Raw genomic sequence first — 20,807 nt, 5'->3', positions numbered from 1 at the left:
GTCAGCTGGCGGCTTCGTGCTGCTTCTGGAACTCTTCGATGATCGTCTTGGCCAGGTGCGCGGGCATCTCGTCATAGTGTGAGAACTTCTTCTGAAAGGTGCCCCGGCCCTGGGTGATGGAGCGCAGGTCGAGGGCGAATCGGAGCATCTCGGACTCCGGGACCGTGGCTCGCACCTTCTGATAGCCGTCGTCAGGCTCCGTCCCCAGGATCTTGCCCCGCCGGCCGTTGACGTCCGACATGATGTCCCCGAGATTCTTCTCGGGCACCGTGATGGTCGCCTCGACGACGGGCTCCAGCAGCACCGGTCCGGCGTCGAGAGACGCCTTGCGGATGGCCACCGACCCCGCGATCTGAAACGCCATGTCATTGGAGTCGACGGCGTGGTACTTGCCGTCGACCAGCGTCACCTTGACGTCGACCATCGGGTAGCCAGCGACCACTCCCTTGGCCATGGTGTCGACGATCCCCTTCTGCACCGAGGGACGGAAGTTGTGCGGGATCGAGCCCCCGAAGATCTTGTCCTCCCAAACAAAACCCTCACCGCGCGGGGTCGGGGAGACCTCGATCACGCAGATGCCGTACTGGCCGTGACCGCCCGACTGCTTGACATGACGTCCCTCGGCGCGTGCGTGGCCCCGCACCGTCTCGCGGTACGCGACGCGCGGCAGTTGCGTGGTCGCCTCCACTCCGTACTTTCGCCTCAGCTTCTCCAGCGTCACGTCGAGGTGGACGTCACCGAGCCCGGCGATGACGAGCTGCTTGGTTTCCTCCACCCGCTCCACGTGCAGGGTCGGATCCTCTTCGCTGAGGCGCGCCAATCCGCTGGAGATCTTCTCCTCGTCGCCTCGGGCCTTGGGCGTGATCGCCAGTGTGTACGCCGGCCCTGGGAACTCGATCGCCGGCGGCAGGGCGCCGTCCTTGATCCCCAGCGTATCGCCGGTGAGGGCGTGGGCCAGCTTGGTGGCGGCGCCGATGTCCCCGGTTCGCACCTCGGTCGTCGCGATGTGCTCCTTGCCGCGCGGAAAGAAGATCTGCGCGAGCCGCTCCTCGCCTCCGCGGCTGAGGTTCGCGAGGTGCTGGTCGGCTTGGATCGCGCCGGACACGACCTTGAAATAGCTGACGCGGCCGAACTGGTCGCCGCCGGTGCTGAACACCAGGGCCTTGGCCGGTTTGTCGGGTGCGGCATCCGGTGGCGGCAGGAGCTCGGCGATGGTGGACATGAGGGTCCGCACACCCAGCAGCTTCGTCGCCGAGCAGCACACCACCGGCGCCACTTTGCCGGCGAGAATCCCCTCCCGCAACCCGCGTTGGATCTCGTCCTCACTCAGCGTGCCGGCGTCCAGGTACTTCTCGAGCAGCGAGTCGTCGCTTTCAGCCGCGGCCTCGACGAGCTGGCCGCGGTACTGGTCGACGACTTTTTTCATGTCATCCGGGATCGGCACCTCGCTGCCTTTGCCGTCGGGCGTGGTCACAAAGGCCTTGAGGTGCAGGAGGTCGACGATGCCGCGGAACTCGTGCTCGGCGCCGATGGGCAGATGGAGCGGGAACGGCCGTGGCGAAAGGTGCTCCCGCATCGCCGCCACAGCGCCGTAAAAGTCCGAGTTCTCCTTGTCCAGCTTGTTGACGACGACGATCCGCGGCTTGCTCGCCCGGTTGCAGTGCTCCCAGGCGATCTCCGTGCCGACCGCGAGCTGGGAGCCCGGGCCCACGACGACGACCGCCCCCTCGGCCGCCCGCAGCCCGCTCAGGACCTGGCCGGCGAAATCGAAGAAGCCCGGAGCGTCGAGGATGTTGATCTTGTAGCCGTTGTGCTCGGCGAAGCCCACCCCGAGGTTGATCGAGATCTTGCGCTTCTGCTCTTCGGGCTCGAAATCCATGGTCGCGGTGGCCTGGTCGGGCGCGCCCAGCCGGGCGATGGCGCCGGAGGCGAACAGCATCGCCTCGGCGAGCATGGTCTTGCCGTCGTGCGAATGGCCCAAAAGGACCACGTTTCGGATCTTGTCCAGGGCGTACTCAGTCGGCATCCGGACCCCCAGCACCTACGGAGTGGCAGGCACGAACGACAAGTCTAAAAGGGCGCGGGCAGATCTGGAGATCTCCGAATCCTGCTTGCGGGACGCTCCCCGGCCACATTGGGAGCTGAGCGGCACGCGAGGTTATGAAAGGAAGTGGCTTGGGTATCATCTGATACCTATGGTCAAGAAGACGGCGTCCATCGAAGAGATCCTGGCTGCCGTCGAGTCCGCCCGCGACAAGGTCATGGCCGACGAGGTCAAGTCGCTCACCAAGCTGGGCATCCCCAAGGCGATGGCCTACCAGATGATCGCCAGCCGGTTCCACCAGAAGGTGGGGAACCAGGAGGAGGCCGAAACCGACCCGTTTGAGGGCAACGCCACCTCCTGGGAAGAAATAGGCTAGCCGGCCTCTCTTGACTGGGGCCGGGTGAACCGCGCCCGCCGGCTCGCCCGCCTGTTACGCATCCTTTCCGCCGTCATCGCCGAACCCGGTCTCAACCCCCTCGAGCTCGCTGAACGTGCCGGCGTGTCGGAACGCACGTTGCGCCGCGACCTCGTCCAGCTGCGCGGGCTCGGCTACGAGATCGCTTACACAGGAGGCTACGAGGTGCAGGAGAAGCTGAACCTGGAGGGTCGGACCGGGCATCGCTCACTCGGCGGCGTATACGAGCAGCACCTCGAGCTGCTGCGAAAGCAGCTCCCCCAGGGCCTTGCGGCGCGGGTGACCGAAGAGGTGGACTCGCTCGCGCCGGCCGCCCTCGCATCTCTGTTCGCCACCGCGATCGAGCGGTACGCCAGGGCCGCCCGATGAAGCCGGTGGTCCTGGTTCCGGGTGGAGAGGGTGACTCGGATTTCATCTATGCCTCGGGGTTCAGCGTCGAAACCGGCCTGTACATCCGCTTCGCTGACGGCGACGACGTGCTGGTCACGAGCCCGCTCGAGATCGACCGCGCTCGCGCTCAGGGCAAGGCGCGCACGACGCTTGACCTCGAGGCGGCCGGGTTCGAGGACTCAGGGCCATATGTGTCTTGGGCGCGGTTGGCGGCAAAGCTGCTGCGGGAGAGGGGATTGGAGACCGCCCGCGTCTCGCCGCGCCTGCACGCCGCCTACCTGGAGGAGCTGCGCGCCGCGGGCCTCGAGGTGGAGGTCGATCGCGAGCTGTTCCGGGCCGAGCGCCGGCAGAAATCCGCCCAAGAGGCGCGATCCATCGAATCGGCGCAGCGCGCCGCCGAGGCGGCGGTGACCGAGGTCGTGAGCCAGCTGGCGCAAGCGGACATCAAGGATGGGGTGCTGTGGTTGGAGGACCGGCCGCTGACCTCTGAGCGCCTCTACGCGCGCGCTCAGCTGCTCCTCGGCGAGAAGGGTTTCACGTGCCCGGACATGATCGTCGCCGGCTCGCCCGAATGCGCCATGCCGCACTTCCGGGGCGAGGGGCCCATCAGGGCCGGCGGCCCCGTGATCATCGACATCTTTCCCTCGAGCCGAGCCAGCCACTACCACGGCGACCTGACGCGGACCGTGGTCGTCGGCGACATCCCCGATGAGATCAGGCGCATGCACGCCGCCGTGCTCCAGGCTCTGGACGCCGGCATCGAATCGATCCGTGAAGGGGCCGCCGGCCGCGACGTCCACCACCGCGTGTGCCGGGTCCTGGTCGACCGCGGTTACGGGACCACCACCAAAGGCTACGAAGGCGCCGACGGTGGGGCCAGGATGAACCACAGCACCGGTCACGGGGTCGGGCTGGACGTGCACGAGGACCCGGCGCTGCGCGGCCCGGCTGAGAACCCGCTGCAGGAAGGCGACGTGGTCACGGTCGAGCCGGGCCTCTACCTCCTCGGTTTGGGCGGCGTGCGCATCGAGGACACGGGGATGGTGACCAGGGACGGCTTCAAGAACTTCACCGCTCTCACCCGAAGCCTCGACCCGCGCGACTACCTCCAGTAGCGGAGCGCTGTAAACCTCCGCTTTACATTGCGTATCATGCGCATGTGCCTCGAGTCGAGACTCTCGGCGAGCGCATCCGCCGCGTGCGGCAGGAACGCGGGATGAGCCTTGCGAAGGTCAGCGGCGGCGACTTCAGCCGCGCCTTTCTCAATCAGGTCGAGCTTGGCCGCAGCCAGCCCTCCACCCGCGTGCTCAGGGTCATCGCCGGGCGCCTCGGCACGGTGGTCGACTACCTGCTCGAAGGCCGCCTGCCCGGCGTCGAGCGGGAGCTGGCGCTGGAAAAGGGCCGCGTGCTGCTCGCGCGTGGTGACGGCCGCCGGGCCCTGGCCGCTCTTCGGCCGGCCATCGACTCCTCCGAGTGGCCGCTCGGCACGGATGCCCGGCTCTGCCAGGCCCAGGCCCTGTTCTCATTAGAGCGCGATCAGGAGGCCCGCGAGGTGCTGGCCGTGGAAAAGGAGCTGATCACGGCGCATCGCGACCGCCAGCGGCTCCGACGTCTGCGTTCGATCGAGCGCGGCGAACGGATCGGCGCCGGCAGCGGCATCCAGGATGCGATCAACGTGCACCTGCGACTCGGGGACAGAGCCCAGCGCGCGGCCAACAGCCATGACGCGCTGGAGCACTACCGAGCGGCTCGTGTTCTCCTCGAGGTGCTCCCCGTTACAGACCGGAGGTGAAGGTGAAGGGTGGCGGCGGGGTCACGGCCGGCGGGGTGATCTCCAGCGTGATCACCTCGTGCGCCTTGAGGACGATGTCTTTGGGGTCGCCTGTGTACGGCTGCGCGCCCTTGCCGTCGCCCAGGTCGATGTAGGTCACGAGTTTCTGCTCCGGCGTCAGGGTGAAGGTGGAGACGTGAGTCGCGTCGAGGGGCTGCTTGGTCCCGGACCAGCTGCTCCAGACGGCGAAGAAGTCGCCCAGGGTGAACGTGCGGTTGGCCGGCGACTCGATGTGGATGACGTTGGGATTGGCGCCGTGGACGTGCAGCCAGTAGAAGCAGGTGGGCTGGGCCGGGTCGCCGCCGATGCCGATGTCCGCCGGAATCGGGTGGATGTTGCCGTCCGCCATGATCTGGATGGCGGCGTGGTAATGGACCTGCGTGTGCTCCAGCTGGTCGCACGGGATGCCGGCCGCGGCCGCCGGCAGCGCCGGGCCTTTGTTGCTGGCGACGACATAGACGACCAAACCAATCGCCAACGCCAACAGGATGGCGCCGACCGCGACCGGAAGCAGCAGAATGTCGGGCCCGCTCTTCACCTTCACCGGCGATCGACGTCCACCTGGGCCCTTGCCGGTTCGCGCCGCCGCCTTGTTACGGGTTTTGCTCGCCACTCAGCCTGGTAGAATACCGGTCTGCCCTTTCTGGCCTCGGCCGGTGGCACTCGCCATCGATCTGAACGGGGCCTGAACCCATAGGAAGGAGGTCCCCGTTGCGGGATTACGAGGTTCTTTACATCGTTCGCGCCGACCTGGACGACGACAAGGTCCAGGAGGCGGTGAAGCGAGTCAACACGCTGATCGAGAGATCCGGCGGCACCGTCGAGCGCACCAACGTCTGGGGCAAGCGCAAGCTCGCGTACGAGGTCAAGCACCAGAAGGAGGGCGCTTACGTCCTCCAGGACTTCCAGTTCGCGCCCGAGCGCGTCCCCGAGCTCGAGTCGGCGCTGAAGATCAGCGAAGAGGTGCTGCGGCACCTCATCGTGCGCAAGCCGGAGAAGCCTGCCCCGGCCCCCGTTGTGCCGCCGCCGGCGGAGGTTGTGCCGGAGCCTGTCGCGGTCGGGTCTGATGCGGTGGCGGAACCGGTGGTTGGTGCGGATCGGGAGGAGTCGTAGATGTCCAATCTGAACAAGGCACTGCTTATCGGCCGGCTGACCAAGGACCCGGAGATGCGCTACACCCCGAGTGGGACCGCGGTGACCAACTTCAGCATCGCCACCAACCGCTGGTCGACCGGACCTGATGGCGAGCGGAAGGAGTTCACCGACTACCACAACATCGTCGCGTACCCGATCGGCAAGCGAAACCTGGCCGAGACGGTTGCCCAGTACACGCGCAAGGGCGCGCTGGTCTTCGTCGAGGGCCGCATCCAGACCCGTTCGTGGGAAGGTCAGGACGGCCAGAAGCGGCGGGTGACCGAGATCATCGCCAACGACGTGCAGTTTCTCGAGCCGCGTGGCTCGTCCGGAGCCGGCCAGGCCGGCGCCGCGGTTCACCATGACGACATCCCCGCCCCGGACGACGCGCCGCGTGACGTCGACCCGGACGAGATCCCTTTTTAGGAGACACGAATGGCAGTCAACCGCCCGCCGCGTGACAGCTCGAGAGCGCCCAAGCGGCAGCACCGCAAGGTCTGCAGCTTCTGCGTGGAGAAGATCAGCTACATCGACTACAAGGAGATCTCCCGCCTGCGGAGGTTCGTGAGCGACCGGGGCAAGATCCTGCCCCGCCGGGTGACCGGCACCTGCGCCCGGCATCAGCGCCCGCTGACCACCGCCCTGGAGCGCGCCCGGGCGATCGCCTTGCTTCCGTACACCACCGAGCAGCACTAGGCACGGGGCGATCCGGATGATCGCCCCGCCTATAGCGCAATGCGTCAACGGCCGGTCGGCCGATAGAATCATGGTGCTGTCTCAATCCACAGTTGGAGCGCGCCCATGACCTTCCAGACCCAGCTTCGCATTCCCGGACCGACGCCTCTCCCAGACCGTGTCGTGCGCAGCATGAGCCGCCCGATGGTCGATCACCGCGGGCCGGAATTTGCCGCGATCCTCTCGGAGATCACCGCCGGCGCGAAGCGCGTCTTCAAGACCGCCAACGACCTGCTGCTTCTGAGCTGCTCTGGGACCGGCGGGCTCGAGTCGGCGGTCGCCAACCTGGTCTCGCCGGGGGATGAGGTCGTCGCCGCCCTGTGCGGAAACTTCGGCGAGCGCTTCGCCGCCTTGGCCGCCGCCTACGGCGCCGACGTGGTGCGGCTTGAAGTCGAGTGGGGGCAACCCGTCGACCCGGACGACCTCGCCCGTGTCCTCGAAAGCCACCCGAAAGCAAAGGTCGTCCTGCTTACGCACAACGAGACCTCGACCGGTCTCACCAACCCGCTGCGCGAGCTGGCGCGGGTCGCCAACGACGCCGGCAAGATCGTCGTCGTCGACGGGGTCAGCTCCATCAGCTCGATCGCGATCGAGACCGACGAGTGGGGTATTGACGTCGCGGTCAGCGGCTCGCAGAAGGGCTGGATGGCGCCTCCCGGCATGGCCTTCGTCAGCGTCAGCGAACGGGCGTGGGCGCAGCAGGCGCAGGCGCGCTCCCCGCGGTTCTACTTCGACTGGAAGGCGGCCAAAACCTGGGCCGAGAAGGGGATGACGCCCTTCACCCCGGCGATCGGCATCGCATTCGCCCTCCAGGAAGGCCTGCGGATGTTGGAAGAGGAAGGTCTGGACGCGGTCTACGAGCGCCACGCGCGACTGGCGCGGGCGACGCAGGCCGGGCTGCAGGCTCTCGGCTTCCACCTGTTCGCGCAGGAGGGGTATCGCTCCAACACCGTGACCTCGGCCGTGCCCCCGCCAGGGCTTGACGTCGGTGCTTTGCGCAAGCTGCTGAGTGGCAAGTACGGGGTCGTGGTCGGCGGCGGCCAGGGCAAGATGTCCGGCAAGTTGATTCGTGTCGGACACCTGGGCGCGGTGGCCGAGGGCGATGTGGTCCAGGTCCTCTGGGCGATCGAGCAGGCTTTGGAGGAGCTGGACATCGCGCCCGCCGGCGGGCGCGGCGTGGCCGCCGTCACGGCTTCACTGCAGGGCCTCCCTGCCTCTGCGCACTAGCAGGGCGAGCGTGCCTCGGATCCTGGTCGCCGACCCTCTGGCGGAGGACGGCCTCAAACGCTTGCGGCAGGTGGGCGAGGTCACAGTCGTCAGCAAGCTCGCTGAGGCGGAACTGGTCGAGCGCATCCCCGAGTTCGATGCGCTGGTGGTGCGGAGCGAGACCCGCGTCACCGGGCCGATCCTCGAGGCGGGCCGGAAGCTTCGCGTCGTCGGGCGCGCCGGCGTGGGCGTGGACAACATCGACGTCGCCGCCGCCACTCGCAAGGGGATCGTCGTCGTCAATGCGCCGCGCGGCAACATCGTCGCCGCCGCGGAGCACACGATGGCGCTGATGTTCGCGCTGGCGCGTTGGGTGCCGCAGGCGGACGCCTCGTTGAAGCGCGGGGAGTGGACGCGCGCGAAATTTCTCGGCACCGAGATCCGGGGCAAGACGCTTGGAGTCATCGGGCTGGGCAATGTCGGCTCCGAAGTGGCCAAGCGTGCGCACGGCCTGGAGATGGAGGTCGTCGCCTACGACCCGATCGTCTCGGTCGAGCGCGCCGAGCTCTTCAACGTCGCGCTTGTGACTCTGAACGAGCTGCTCGAGCGAGCGGACTTCGTCACCGTGCACGTCCCGCTCGTCGATGCGAATCGCAATCTGATCGGCGCCTCCGAACTCGCGCTGATGAAGCCGACGGCACGCCTTGTCAACGCCGCTCGCGGCGGCATCGTCGATGAGGCCGCGCTCTTCGAGGCGCTCAAGTCAGGACGGATCGCCGCCGCCGCGGCGGACGTGTTCGAAAAGGAGCCGCCCGGCGAGAACGCTCTGCTCACGTTGCCCAACTTCGTCGGCACGCCCCACATCGCCGCCTCCACGGTGGAGGCGCAGGTCTCGGTCGCTTTCGACGTCGCGGAGGAGGTGGCCGCCGTGCTGGCGGGCGAACTGCCGCGGTTCGCGATCAACGCTCCGTCCCTACCGCCGGAGGAGCTCGCCTACCTGCGTCCGTTCGCCAGCCTCACGGAACGCCTGGCCGCCCTGCACGTCCAGCTATTCGGCGGCCGCGTCAGCGCGATCGAGCTCGACTTCGAAGGTGAGCTGGCCGAGCATGATGTCAACCTCCTCGTCGCCGCCGCCGTCAAGGGTGTGCTCCAGCGGTTCACTGAGGACCGCATCAACCCCGTCAACGCGCGCTTGATCGCTTCCGGCCGCGGCGTGAAGCTGGTCGAGAGGCGCAGCCCGGCGCATGGCAGCTACGCGAGCCTGGTCACGTTGCGCATGCACGACCACGAGCTGGCCGGCACGGTCCTGATGGGCGAGCCGCGTGCCGTGCGCATCGACTCATTCCGTGTCGACCTCGTTCCCGAAGGACGCTTCCTCGTCAGCCGGCACGAGGACCGTCCAGGGGTCGTCGGACAGTTCGGCACGATCCTGGGCGAGCATGACGTCAACATCGCGAGCATGCAGGTGGGTCGCGATGTGCCGCGAGGCAACGCGATGATGATCCTGGCCGTGGACGACCGCGTGGCGCCGGAGGTGCTGGCGCGGCTCCGGGAGGTGGCGGGCATGTCGGACCTTCGTTACGTCGAGCTCGGAGGCGAGTCCGATAGCTGACGTCCGCGCGCTGCCCGGGATCCGGTACCACCTGGAGCGGGCCGGCGATCTAGGCTCGCTGGTCGCGCCACCTTACGACGTCATCCCGGAGCAGGACCTGGCGGGGTACCGGGCGCTTTCGCCCTACAACGTCGTCCGGCTGACCCGGCCTGGCACCGACTACGACGGGGCGGCCCGGACTTTCGAGGAATGGCTGCGCGACGGCGTGTTGGCGGCCGATCCGCCGTCGATGTACGTGCACGAGGTGGATTTCAACGGCCGCCGCCGCCGGGACCTCGTCGCCGCGCTGCGGCTGCAGCCGTATGAGGACCGGGTCGTGCTGCCTCACGAGCGCACGCACCGAGGCCCGAAAGAAGACAGGTTGGCGCTCCTGCGGTCGACGAACGTCAGCCTGGAACCGCTGTGGTTCCTGTACGAGGGAGGCGGTACCGGGGTGGCGTCCATCCTGGAGGCGGTTGTGAGCGGGGCGCCGGCGGTCGCGTTCACGGGCCCGGAGGGGACCAGTCACCGGCTATGGGTGATCTCCGACGCCGCGATCCATGCGGCGCTCCACGCCGCCTTCGAGGAGTTGCCCGTGCTCATCGCCGACGGTCACCACCGATACGAGACCACTCTCATGCATGCGGAACAGATGGGCGGCGAGCAGGACGCGGCCTCCCGGTTCACCCTGGCGCTGCTCACCGACCTGAATGACGCCGGCCTCGAGGTCCTGCCCACCCATCGGGTCCTGAAGGCCGGGGTCGCCGTCACCGGTGGTGAGGAGGAGGCGTCGCTCGAGGAGACGCTCGAAGCGCTCCGCGGCCGGGTGGCGGCCGGCACCTACCGCGATCATCACTTCCAGGTGCTGCCGATGGAAGGGGAGATGGCCCTGGTGGAGTTACATGAGCAGGTGATCGACAACATACTGGGCAAAAAGAACCCCGAGGACTTCCTCCTGTACACGCGGGACGCGGCCGAAGCCGTGCGCTGGGTGGACGAAGGGGTGGGCGCCGCCGCCTTCTTCGTGGATGCGCCCGACCTGCGCCACGTATTGAAGCTGGCCCAGGAAGGGAAGACGCTGCCCCAGAAGAGCACCTATTTCTATCCCAAGCCGCCGTCCGGAATGGTGTTCCACCGTCTCGATCCAGACCGGCGTCTATAGTTAGGTATCCCAAGAGATGCCCACTTACGGTTACCGTTGTGACAATTGCGGCCACCAGTTCGAGATCCTGCAGAGGATCACCGCCGAGCCCCTCAAGACCTGCCCCAAGTGTCAGGGCAAGCTGGCCAAGATGCTCTACCCCGCCGGCGTGATCTTCAAGGGCAGCGGGTACTACACCACCGACTACAAGGGATCCAACGGCTGGAGCAATGGTTCGGCATCCAGCAACGGCTCGGCAGCCAGCGACGGCTCGGCCCCCAGTTCGGGAGGGGGCTCGGAGAGCAAGCCTGAGACGAAGTCCGAGTCGAAGCCGGAAGCGAAATCAGAGGCCAAGTCAGATTCCAAAACGGAGAAGACGTCCTAGATGGCAAACATCCAAGCGGTGACTGACGGCGAGTTCGAGAACGCGGTGCTGAAGGCCGACAAGCCGGTGCTGGTCGACTTCTGGGCGACCTGGTGCGGTCCGTGTCGGATGATCGCCCCCATCGTCGAGCAGATCCACGGTGAGCTTGGAGACAAGGTCAAGGTCATGAAGATGGACATCGACGAGAATCCGTCGGTGCCGATGCAGCTCGGGATCATGTCCATCCCGACGGTGATCATCTTCAAAGATGGCAAGCCCGCCGAGCGGACGGTTGGCTACCGCCCGAACATGAAGGGCGATCTAAAGGCGAAGCTCGAGGCGCTAATCTAGCCCAGCGCCCGCGGCGCTGGGGATGTTCGGAGGCTGGTGCCTCCCGCGGTCTTCAAAACCGTTTGCGGGGCGCTGCTGAGGCGTCCTGGGTGGGTTCGATTCCCATCCATCCCCGCCAGACTTTCTTGAAGCCCTCTTCCAAGGTAAGTTGAATACGGAAACCGGTCCTCGGGGCCGGTTTTTCGTCGTTTAGGGCACCTGTAAAACCAGGGTCCAGGAGGAGGCAGACCAGTGGCAGTTGCGCGAATAACTACCCCGAAACCGTTGGGTTTTTCAAAAACCGTACGCGACTTCGGAAACCTGACCCGGGAGCCGGAGGGAGTGCGTGGCCGACCGCGAAATGTGTTGCCGGCGTCAATTCCCCGGCCGCTCGCGGAGTCTCGGCTCGAACCGGCGGCGGAGCACAGCGGTGATGTTGCCCTCGAAGCTCTGGTCCGCGAGTGGCTGCTCGAGCTCAAGGTCATGGGCCGAAGTCCCCGGACCATCGACTGGTACGCGCAGAAGATGCGCTCCTACCTCGCCGCCAGCAACGCAACCAGGCTCTCCGAGCTGACCGCCTTCGAGCTCAGGCGTTTCCTCGGCGAACTCCGTGATCGGGGGCTGGCGCCGAACACGATCCACGGTTTCTTCGAGACGCTCAAGGCGCTCGTCAGCTGGGCTCAGCGCGAGCACTACTCGGTCGACGTCGCGTTGTTGCGGATGCGGGCGCCCAAGGTGCCGGAAAAGGAGATGGAGACCTACAGCTCTGAGCAGTTGAACGCCATCTTCGCCGCCACGCCGCCAGGCTGGGCCACCCTGGCGATCCAGATCCTGCTCGGCACCGGCATGCGCCTTGCAGAGCTCTGCGCTCTCACGATCGACGATGTCGAGGATGAAGGTGAGGTCACCTTCCTCAAGATCCGCAGCGGCAAGGGCGCCAAGTTCCGCCGGGTTCCCATCAGCAGCCGGCTACGCCGGGAACTTGTCCGCTACCTGAACCGTTGGCGCCCCGAGACTAACGAGCGTGCCCTACTCGTCCTCTCCGACGGTCGGCCGGTGGGCGCGCTCACCCTGTCCGAGCTCTTCCGCCGAATCCGCCACCGCGTCGGCTTCGGAGTTCGGGCACACAAGTTCCGGCACACCTACGCGACTGAGTACCTCCGCCAGGGTGGGGAGATCGAGCGTCTGCGTCGCATCCTCGGCCACACCACCTATGTGATGGTGATGCGCTATGTCCACCTGGACAAGGGCGACCTGGCCAGGGACGTGGACTTGCGATCCCCGTTCTGACCTGCACGCCAATAATCAGCGCGGCTCCGGGTCCGACAATTGGTCGAAATATCGAGTGAGGTCAACCTTGAGGCAGGCCGTGCGCCACTGCCACGACCTTCGGGGGGCAATAAATGAGCCGGGCCTGGGCTATGCTGCCGACGCCGCCTAAAAGAGTTTGCTCCTGCGTGGTGACGCAGGTGGAGATCCGCTAGTGCAACAAACTCAAGAGCGATGGACCAACGAGTCCGTAAGAAGCTTGGCCGGCTCCGAAGATCCCGTGGATGCGGTCGTCCGAAAAGCACGGGCTACGGTCGTGAAGGCGATCGACCGAGGTTGGTCTGGGCCACCCTTCGATCCTCTAAAACTCGCCCAATTGATGGGCATCGAAGTCATTGGCAAGGAAGCTGTTCGGGATGCTCGCACGGTTGCGGACGTGCAGGGCCGGTTGACGATCGAGATGAACCCTAACCGTCCGAGGGCGCGACTGCGATACTCGGTCGCTCATGAGCTGGCGCATACGCTCTTTCCCGATTGCGCGAAGCACGTCCGTAACCGAGCCGCGTACCACGAGCTGACCGCCGACGAGTGGCAGCTAGAGGCACTCTGCAACATCGGAGCGGCAGAGTTTCTCATGCCCACTGGCAGCTTCCCCGAGCTCCGCAGGGAGGATCTGTCTATTGGCCGACTGCTTGACCTAAGGCAGATCTATGGTGTGTCTGCGGAGGCTGTCCTGATTCGTGCCGTTCGATTGTCCAGCGAGCCGGTCGCCATGTTCTGTACATCGAGGATCGAATCTGGGGCACACGAGGGAAGTTACCGACTCGACTACCTGATCGCTTCGAATGCGTCGCCTGTGTTCCTGCACCGTGGGGCGTTGCTTCCGCTTGGCACTGCCGTGGCCGAGTGCACTGCAATCGGCTTCGCCGTGCAGAGAACTGAGGCTTGGGGTGAACATCGGGTCAGCCTGGAATGCGTTGGAGTGTCGCCGTATCCAGGCTCTGCGTGGCCACGAGTTGTCGGGTTGGTACGCATCGCCGATAACGCGACTCGCAGCGCACCACTGGGAATCAGTTACGTGCTTGGCGACGCTCTCAGCGCGGCCTCGGAAGAGCCGGGCATTATTGCGCACGTCGTCAACGACGCCACTCCGAACTGGGGCGGTCGAGGCTTCGCCCAGGCCATGCGGGAACGATGGCCGGTCGTCCAGAACGACTTCCGCCAATGGGTCCGCCTAAATAGGCCGTTGTTCAAGCTGGGTGAGAGCCGCCTCTGCAGAGTTTCGTCGAACTTCTGGGCCCTCAGCATGATTTGCCAGGAGGGCTACGGGCCATCCATCACGCCGAGGCTGCGGTATGGCCCATTGCAGTCATGCCTGGTGCGGCTCGCCGATCACGCGCTCGCGCACAGCGCATCCGTTCACATGCCGCGGATCGGCGCAGGCCAAGCAGGGGGTTCCTGGGGCATCATCGAAGAGTTAATCGGCCAAGAGGTATGCGCTCGCGGCGTCTTAGTAACTGTGTACGACCTGCCCCGTCCGGGTGAACCAGCGTCCCCTCCAACTCACTAGCCGGAGGCAGTAATGCCCGCGCGCGTGATTCTTCTCAGCGGACCCATCTCGGCCGGCAAAACGACGCTGGCCACCGGCCTCGCCGACCGGTACGGCGCTCATGTAGTGAAGACCAGCCAACTCGTCAGGGAGAGGTTTCCTCGGCTGAGAGAAACGCGGGGCTCGCTGCAGCGTGCAGGGGAGGAACTCGATGTTGAGACCCAGCACAAATGGGTAGCTCAGGATGTAGTTCGAATCGTTAGCAGCCTGGAGGAAGATGCGGTCGTAGCCGTCGATGCGGTGCGGACGGCAGGCCAGATAACCGCTTTCCGCGAAGCCTTTGGAGCCCGCGTCGTGCACATCTACTTGACCGCGCCGTTGGAGGTCTTGGGGAAACGATACAAAGCCAGGGGCGGACCACTTCGAGAGTTTGCCGATTACAGTCGCGCTCGGCGTGATCATACGGAGCGCGATGTGGGTACCCTCGCCGACATCGCAGACATCCTGGTGAACACAGAACGCTCCTCGCAGGACGACGTATTAGTGCGGGCGGCGGCCCAACTCGGTTACTTCGGTCGGTCTTATGCCCGGTTGGTTGACGTACTCGTGGGGGGTCAGTGGGGCAGCGAGGGTAAGGGTCACATCGCGTCCTACCTAGCGCCTGAGTATGCATACCTCGTTCGGGTCGGCGGGCCCAACGCGGGCCACAAGGTGTTCGAGAAAGAGGGCCCGTTCACTTTCCACCAGCTACCATCCGGAAGCCGCAACAGCAGCGCGAAGCTACTAATCGCGCCCGGAGCGGTGGTGAACGTGAACGATCTTCGCAAGGAGATTGTCCGATGCGAACTTGAAGTCGGTCGGCTGTCGATAGATCCGAGGGCGATGATCATCGATCCAGAAGACGCGAGGTTCGAGGAACTAACCCTCAAGAAGTGGATTGCGTCGACAGCCCAAGGGGTTGGCGCGGCAAGCGCCCGTCGGCTGATGCGAGGGGCCCTGTCGCCGGGGCTTTCGCGACCCCGGTCGTTGGGCAAAGTGGTGCTCGCCGGGGATGTCCCAGAACTCACACCCTGGGTTCGAGATACGCGGGAGATCTTGGATGATGCTTTCCAGCACCGGGAACTCGTATTTGTCGAGGGTACCCAGGGAACCGGCCTCAGTGTTTATCACGGCGAATACCCGCACGTGACGTCTCGTGACACCAGCGTTGCAGGTTGCTTATCTGAAGCGGGTATTGCCCCTACTCGTTTGCGCAAATCCATCATGGTCGTGCGGAGCTATCCGATCCGAGTCCAGAATCCCGATGAGAAGGGCTACCAGTCCGGGCCTATGGGTAAGGAGATCAGGTGGAAGGACGTGGCCGACAGATCGGAGATTCCACTCAGTGAGCTGCGGCAGCATGAGAAGACTTCGACCACACAACGCAAACGACGTGTCGCCGAGTTCAATTGGTGGCTGCTGCGGCGTTCCGCCTCGATCAATGGACCGACTGACATCGCTTTGAGCTTCGCGGACTACATTCACATAACGAACCGCCAGGCACGTCGTTTCGATCAGCTGACCCAAGCCACCATCAACTTCATCGAGGAGGTCGAGCGGGTAACCGCCGCGCCTGTATCACTTATTTCAACTCGCTTCGACTATCCCTACGTGAGCATCATCGACCGCCGCAGTTGGTGAAGAGGGGGGTAGAAGTTGCACAGTTGGTGGCGCTTCACCCATTGCTGTACCACATGGCTGCAGATGGGAGCTGGCCGAGCATTGCCCGACACGGTTTGCGTAGCACCTCCGCCCTTCTAGACCTATTCGAGGTAGGGCAAGCCTCCAGAGAAGAGCTTGAGGCTCGCCGTCGCCCTGAAACCGTGATGCTGGAACACGCCATCTACGGCCAGGCATTCGTCCGTGACCAGAAACCAATGACGGACGCCAGTGTTGAGACTGCACTCGTCGGCACGGGTCTCGCTCCTTCAGATTGGTATCGCTTCCTGAATAGGCGCGTTTTCTTTTGGCTAACGGAGGAGCGACTGGCTACGATGCTTGATGCGCGTCCTTATCGCGGTCAGGTGCATACGGTATTGGTAGTCGACACTCGGACTCTGGTGATCGACCACCTGGCGCACATCACGCTGTCATCGATGAACAGTGGGGCAACCCGCCCTTTCCCCCACCCTCGAAATTTCGACACATTTCAGGCTCTGGCGGAGTATCCGTTTGCCGCCCTAAGGCGCCGAAGACTGGCCCGAAACGTGATCGTTGAACTCGCCGTGGAGTATTCAGTCCCCAATATCACCGACTATGTTGTCGAGGTCCGCCGCATGCGAGGTGCACATGTCCTCGAGCGCATTGAGCAGCCACAAGAGTAGGCGCGGGCCTATACCGTGGTCCGTTACTGAGGAACTGGGGCGCCAGCATCGAAAGCCGACGATGCGGCGAAAATCGTCCTAGGGATCGCCCATCTGAAGGCTACGATGTACTCGGCTGGCGGCTCCCTCTAATGCCACATCCGCTGTCGGCTCCTAGGGGTTGCCTTGACTAAGAATGAGTTTCTGGACGCGCTCAGCGCCGCCATCGAGCAGCAGCCCTGGCACTGGTACCGGTTCCACGCCGATTCGTGGCGTGCTGGCCGCATTGAGCCTCTATTCGATGCTCTGGCCACCGTCGCGGCAAGTGCCGACGCCAAGTTGCCCGGATTCTCGCGGCGGCTCATACAGTCCCTGTCTGCGGTGAGCGGTCGCAAGAAGGACACCCGTGACTTCGAGCAGCTGATGCAGGCGATCGCGGAGGCGACCGTCGTGTCACACGTTGTGTTGTTCGACGGGTGGCCGGCCGGAACGACATTTGAACTCGAGCCGACCGCCGCGGGGTCCAAGAAAAACCCAGAAATCATCATTCGCGGCCCCGCCGGGAACATTGGAATCGAAGTTAAGGCGCCCGGACTGACCGAGCACCGAATGCACAGGGAATCCAGGCCTGTGCAGGCTACCTATCGCGGATCCCTGCCGTTACGTCCCGACGTAACGCCACCACGCGACAATCCTGTCAAGGACTTTCTCGTCAGCGCTAATGCAAAGTTCGCGTCATTCAAGGCTGCCGATGCGAACTTCGTCGGCATCCTCGTGATCATGTGGGATGACCACATTTACGAACCGATCACGGCGTTGGTGCACCCTTTATCCGGCCTATTGACCGAGAACTCGTTCCTTCGTGACGAAAATGACTCGGCGGTGAAATTCCCGAACATCACCGCCGTCGTACTCATTCGTCACCTCCACCAAATTGCACAGGCGGCTGCTGGGAGGCCGCAACTAGATGGCTGCCAGCATGCCCTCGACTATGGGAAGCCTGGCTTTCCCTTCAAGGTCGCGGTCCCCGACGGTGTCGTCGCCACTCTCCCCAATCCGCTGGTTAATTGCTTGCAGCTGCTGGAGCGCGACCCGATGATGGGCGCAGAGTACGAACCGCAGGACATTGTCTGGTGGCTTGGAGGGACCTGAGGCCGATTAGGCCACGCTTCCGATTGAGGCCAGTCGCCTGCGGGGCCCTGGAGGTCACTCGCTAGCACCATCAAGTGGATCTTCTGTAGCGTGCCGGTCCCTAAACTGCATCGCCCTTCATTCCATACCACGTGCATTCGCGGCAGCGGCCAGGTGCTAGGCGAACTGCCCGCAACTCTCCGCGGACTGGGTCGTAGTGCCATTCTCGCGACCCAGGAGCTTCTCCTGAAAAGCCGGTGACGAGCTTGAAGACCTCTGTCACTGCCGCGCTCGCCAAGATGCCGTTGAAGGAGACCACCTGCGGGCGACCTTCGTGGAGTCCGTAGCGACCTTTACGCGCAGCGTCCATCTCTTCGCCGAGCAGTGCCTCCGAGACATGGCCGGCACAGCGCAGGCACTGGCTACCTGGCATGACCAGGCTCAGGTGCCCGTCGACCCGGAAGGGCTCAGGCGTGATGGTGGTGCCGACATCGATCAGTGGGATCGCGTATCGAAGAGCAAAGCGATTGAGCTCGTTGCGAGGTTGAACGCCATCAACACATGCCACCAGGACATTAACGTCGCGGAGATCGTGTAGCAGGGCCTTGGTCGGAAACGCCTCTGCGACAGCAAGGACCTCAGTCTCTTGCGAGATGCGCTCGACCATCGCCTTCGCACTCTGGACCTTGAGCTGACCAACGGTCTCCGGCGATGCCCCATGCGTCCGACTCAGATTGACGTCCTCCAGTGCGTCAGGGTCGACGAAAACAAGCCGACCAATACCGGCGTGCGCGAGCATCTCAGCCACTTGAGAGCCGGCCCCTCCGACCCCCACGATCCCAACAGTGGAGCGGCGCAGTTTGGCGATGCCCAGCTCCCCTAAGGCCGCTGCCTGGCGTTGATCTCGAGCGTGAACAGGCTCACAGGTCGTGACTTCGCTAGTCCAAGTCCGTAGCGGGTTGGTCGCCAGCGTGACCCTATCGAGGGCGCGCCGTTCGTTATCCAACTGTGCCCAACCTGTTGCGTGCGTCGTGTTCACGACCACATAGGCATGGGGAACGTCCGGCAGCAGCATGCCCAGGTGGGGCAGGATCTCATCAACGGTGGACGCATCGGTCTCAGAAAGACCGGGTACGTGGTCCCGACCGCCGTGGGCATGCAACAGGAGAATCCCCCGTCCGGAGCGCCGGGCCTCGTCATGCAGTTCCGACGTGAGCTCACCAGTCCAATGAAGGCCTCGCGCATCGCGCCTGACTTCATTGTCTCGGGCCAACCGACACTCCTGCGCAAGCATCAACCAGTTGCCCATCTGTGAGACGTTGCACAATCCGATTAGCAACTCCTCGCGGTTGCTCGCGAGAACGGCGTTCAGAGCCGCCTCGAGCTGCTCGGCCCCACGCACCTCGGCCATCAGCGATCCCATTGCGACAACACCGCCAGAGCGAGGGCCTCGGCGGTATCGGACGCCGGATCCCACGGACAGTTGAATGACCAGGTCCCGAACACATCTGTCCCCATTACCGTCGTTGACCAATTGTCCGGCACTCCACCGGATCGGGTGCGAAGGTCGCCGTCGACGTAGTGCTGGGGTCTGCCCTGTACCTCTGTCGGCAGCATGAAGGCAACCCGCGACCTGCGGCCCGTGCCTTGCACAGGCTGGGCTTCCAGCACAGCCAGGATCTGGCCGTTGGGCTGTGCCCTTCGCTCGACGGCTCCGAGTTGCTCGATTCCGGAGATGAACTGATCGGCTGTCACGAATCCGACCCTCCCGGGTGAGCCAGGAACTTCTGCCCCGAGTGGATCTCGACGACCTTGTCATCCGCGACGCGGACGTTGCCGTCTTCGCTCTCAAGATCCAGGACGTATGTGACCTTGATCTTGACGCCCGCGGCGATCGCATCCTCCTTGATCTGCAGTCCTGTCCTCTGCTCGTGAATCTCCCGGAACTTGACCCGATTAACTTCAATTTCGAAATGACCGACCTCGGTCTTCGTCTCTTCCAACATGTACTCTCCTTAGGTTCCGTTTGGGAATTTGGAGCGGGCTTCACGACCCCTCCACTACGTATTCGATGGTCCGTAACAACCGCAGCGCGCATGTCAGAGCCAACGCCGACCGCCTTCTCAAGGCGGCGTTGCTCACTGATCCTCCTGTACCCATCGAGAAGCTCGTGGGTGATCAGGGGTTGGCAATCACCGAGGGAAAGATCCCCAAGGGCTGGGGTTACTTCGACGCCGGTGCTTGGGCCATTCGCCTCAGCTCGGAACTGTTCATCGAGACCCCCCGGAACCAGAATCGCCGGCGGTTCACGCTGGCTCATGAGTTGGGCCACTGCGTCCTCGATCATGGAGAGCAGTCCTGTTGGAACCTTGCGACGCTTCCAGAACCCATGGAGCTTGACGAGCTCGACGACCTTCCCGACTTCGAGCAGGAGGCCCATCACTTCGCTCGTGAGATCCTCTTGCCGCGGTCATGGTTCCTTCGAGATTGGAAACGAAATCCAGATCCGGCTCGCTGGGAACGGGTTTACGAAGTGAGTCGAGAGACCTTGTTCATCGTCCTGGGGGAACGTCGTCTACTGATGGCCGGTCGTAAGCGACGATGAACTCGCGGCGCCACTGGTCGAATTCTGCCCTGGACTTATCCTCGGAATCGGCCGCCAGGGTATTTAGCAGGTCGGACCGTTCGTCGTCATGCACATCGAGACGCCCGTAGACACCACGGCGTGCGCCGAGGGACGACACGCTTGCCCAGCGAAGCAGCGTGCCGACATCAATCGCCAGCGTCCTGCAGAAGCTCGCAAACGTCTTGGCCGGTAGCCGCCACACAGGCATCTTTCCTGCCTCGAACTGTCGATACGCGGGGACGGCCACGCCGGTTTCATGAGCGGCAGCAGCTTCGTCCAAGGATGCGCCCAGCCTCACCTGCTGAACCCACGCACCAATGTTGGGTGCGCCGGTCGATTCGCGCAGCGCGCTGTCGATTCGTTTTCGGACTCCCTCATTGAACCGAGCGATATCGGCCGGTGTCCTCTCAGGGAGGGCCACGCTCGACTGAGCGAACTCAATCGCCGCCAGTGAAGGCGGTTCACCCGACAGTTCATACGCGTGGCTCAGGCGCGCGCCGAGTTCGTCCAACTCGTCGAGCTCGGCTTCCTCGATCACCATGTCATCAACCTCCTCGTTTTTCCGAATGTCATCCAAGCTGCGATCCAGCGGATTGCTCATCTCTTCACTGACGCTTGGTATGACATTCGGAAAAACGAGGAGGTTGATGACATGGTGATCGAGGAAGCCGAGCTCGACGAGTTGGACGAACTCGGCGCGCGCCTGAGC

The 20,807-nt window shown here is 64.4% G+C and carries 21 protein-coding genes and 1 tRNA gene; 19 read left to right on the top strand and 3 right to left on the bottom strand.

The annotated features are described in order from the left end of the window. Nucleotide 1 precedes the first annotated feature (1 nt). Entirely contained in the window at nt 2–2,026 is a 2,025-nt protein-coding gene (locus EPN29_04140) for an elongation factor G (protein ID TAN34145.1), read from the bottom strand. 169 nt (nt 2,027–2,195) lie between these two features. On the opposite strand from EPN29_04140, the gene EPN29_04135 reads away from it, so the two are divergent. The 4 genes from EPN29_04135 to EPN29_04120 are packed head-to-tail and all read left to right on the top strand — an operon-like array spanning nt 2,196 to nt 4,641. Further along, nucleotides 2,196–2,420: a hypothetical protein gene (locus EPN29_04135; protein TAN34144.1), complete on the top strand. Its 225-nt coding sequence runs from the start codon at nt 2,196–2,198 to the stop codon at nt 2,418–2,420. Between the two features lie 24 nt (nt 2,421–2,444). Next, complete coding sequence (locus EPN29_04130; protein ID TAN34143.1) at nt 2,445–2,828, top strand: HTH domain-containing protein; 384 nt, start codon at nt 2,445–2,447, stop codon at nt 2,826–2,828. Then, nucleotides 2,825–3,964, top strand: coding sequence for an aminopeptidase P family protein (locus tag EPN29_04125; protein TAN34142.1), 1,140 nt, complete (start codon nt 2,825–2,827; stop codon nt 3,962–3,964). Before EPN29_04130 ends, EPN29_04125 begins: the two co-directional genes overlap by 4 nt. Before the next feature lie 44 nt (nt 3,965–4,008). Beyond that, nucleotides 4,009–4,641: an XRE family transcriptional regulator gene (locus tag EPN29_04120; protein TAN34141.1), complete on the top strand. Its 633-nt coding sequence runs from the start codon at nt 4,009–4,011 to the stop codon at nt 4,639–4,641. On the opposite strand, the gene EPN29_04115 is transcribed toward EPN29_04120, so the two are convergent. Continuing rightward, nucleotides 4,625–5,224 carry a hypothetical protein gene (locus tag EPN29_04115; protein ID TAN34140.1) on the bottom strand — a complete coding sequence of 200 codons (600 nt, stop codon included), beginning with the start codon at nt 5,222–5,224 and terminating at the stop codon, nt 4,625–4,627. The two genes, EPN29_04120 and EPN29_04115, sit on opposite strands and share 17 nt — an antisense overlap. 167 nt (nt 5,225–5,391) lie before the next feature. Here EPN29_04115 and rpsF point away from each other — a divergent pair, with 167 nt between their 5' ends. The 14 genes from rpsF (at nt 5,392) to EPN29_04045 (ending at nt 17,493) form a co-directional block, all read left to right on the top strand. After that, nucleotides 5,392–5,793: a 30S ribosomal protein S6 gene (gene rpsF / locus EPN29_04110; protein ID TAN34139.1), complete on the top strand. Its 402-nt coding sequence runs from the start codon at nt 5,392–5,394 to the stop codon at nt 5,791–5,793. Next, nucleotides 5,794–6,240 carry a single-stranded DNA-binding protein gene (locus tag EPN29_04105; GenBank protein ID TAN34138.1) on the top strand — a complete coding sequence of 149 codons (447 nt, stop codon included), beginning with the start codon at nt 5,794–5,796 and terminating at the stop codon, nt 6,238–6,240. 9 nt (nt 6,241–6,249) lie between these two features. Beyond that, entirely contained in the window at nt 6,250–6,510 is a 261-nt protein-coding gene (gene rpsR, locus EPN29_04100; GenBank protein ID TAN34137.1) for a 30S ribosomal protein S18, read from the top strand. Between the two features lie 105 nt (nt 6,511–6,615). Beyond that, entirely contained in the window at nt 6,616–7,776 is a 1,161-nt protein-coding gene (locus EPN29_04095) for an alanine--glyoxylate aminotransferase family protein (protein ID TAN34136.1), read from the top strand. 10 nt (nt 7,777–7,786) lie between these two features. Continuing rightward, a complete protein-coding gene (locus tag EPN29_04090) occupies nt 7,787–9,367 on the top strand; it encodes a phosphoglycerate dehydrogenase (protein TAN34135.1) in 1,581 nt (526 codons plus the stop codon). Continuing rightward, nucleotides 9,360–10,508, top strand: coding sequence for a DUF1015 domain-containing protein (locus tag EPN29_04085; GenBank protein ID TAN34134.1), 1,149 nt, complete (start codon nt 9,360–9,362; stop codon nt 10,506–10,508). Before EPN29_04090 ends, EPN29_04085 begins: the two co-directional genes overlap by 8 nt. A 16-nt stretch (nt 10,509–10,524) precedes the next feature. After that, nucleotides 10,525–10,872, top strand: coding sequence for a hypothetical protein (locus tag EPN29_04080; GenBank protein TAN34133.1), 348 nt, complete (start codon nt 10,525–10,527; stop codon nt 10,870–10,872). Then, the gene (gene trxA, locus EPN29_04075) at nt 10,873–11,202 is read left to right on the top strand and encodes a thioredoxin (GenBank protein TAN34132.1); all 330 of its coding nucleotides are present in this window, start codon (nt 10,873–10,875) and stop codon (nt 11,200–11,202) included. A gap of 18 nt (nt 11,203–11,220) precedes the next feature. Next, nucleotides 11,221–11,320 (top strand) — tRNA-Sec (locus EPN29_04070). A 224-nt stretch (nt 11,321–11,544) separates the two neighbouring features. After that, the gene (locus EPN29_04065; GenBank protein TAN34131.1) at nt 11,545–12,471 is read left to right on the top strand and encodes a hypothetical protein; all 927 of its coding nucleotides are present in this window, start codon (nt 11,545–11,547) and stop codon (nt 12,469–12,471) included. A gap of 358 nt (nt 12,472–12,829) precedes the next feature. After that, nucleotides 12,830–14,020 (top strand): ImmA/IrrE family metallo-endopeptidase, encoded by a 1,191-nt coding sequence (locus EPN29_04060; protein ID TAN34130.1) that lies wholly within the window; start codon nt 12,830–12,832, stop codon nt 14,018–14,020. A gap of 12 nt (nt 14,021–14,032) precedes the next feature. Further along, the gene (locus tag EPN29_04055) at nt 14,033–15,679 is read left to right on the top strand and encodes an adenylosuccinate synthase (GenBank protein TAN34129.1); all 1,647 of its coding nucleotides are present in this window, start codon (nt 14,033–14,035) and stop codon (nt 15,677–15,679) included. Nucleotides 15,680–15,864: 185 nt separating this feature from the next. Next, nucleotides 15,865–16,362, top strand: coding sequence for a hypothetical protein (locus EPN29_04050; protein ID TAN34128.1), 498 nt, complete (start codon nt 15,865–15,867; stop codon nt 16,360–16,362). Between the two features lie 165 nt (nt 16,363–16,527). Beyond that, entirely contained in the window at nt 16,528–17,493 is a 966-nt protein-coding gene (locus tag EPN29_04045; protein ID TAN34127.1) for a hypothetical protein, read from the top strand. A 100-nt stretch (nt 17,494–17,593) separates the two neighbouring features. Here EPN29_04045 and EPN29_04040 read toward each other — a convergent pair whose 3' ends face one another. Then, nucleotides 17,594–19,819 carry a ThiF family adenylyltransferase gene (locus EPN29_04040; protein ID TAN34157.1) on the bottom strand — a complete coding sequence of 742 codons (2,226 nt, stop codon included), beginning with the start codon at nt 19,817–19,819 and terminating at the stop codon, nt 17,594–17,596. Between EPN29_04040 and EPN29_04035 the strand changes: the two genes are divergently transcribed. Then, entirely contained in the window at nt 19,544–20,077 is a 534-nt protein-coding gene (locus EPN29_04035; GenBank protein TAN34126.1) for an ImmA/IrrE family metallo-endopeptidase, read from the top strand. The genes EPN29_04040 and EPN29_04035 overlap by 276 nt on opposite strands. The last annotated feature ends 730 nt before the right edge of the window (nt 20,078–20,807 follow it).

Source organism: bacterium, from assembly GCA_004299235.1.
Classification (GTDB): domain Bacteria; phylum Chloroflexota; class Dormibacteria; order Dormibacterales; family Dormibacteraceae; genus SCQL01.
The sequence above is the reverse complement of the archived record's forward strand: the minus strand, read 5'-3'. Positions and strand labels throughout refer to the sequence as shown.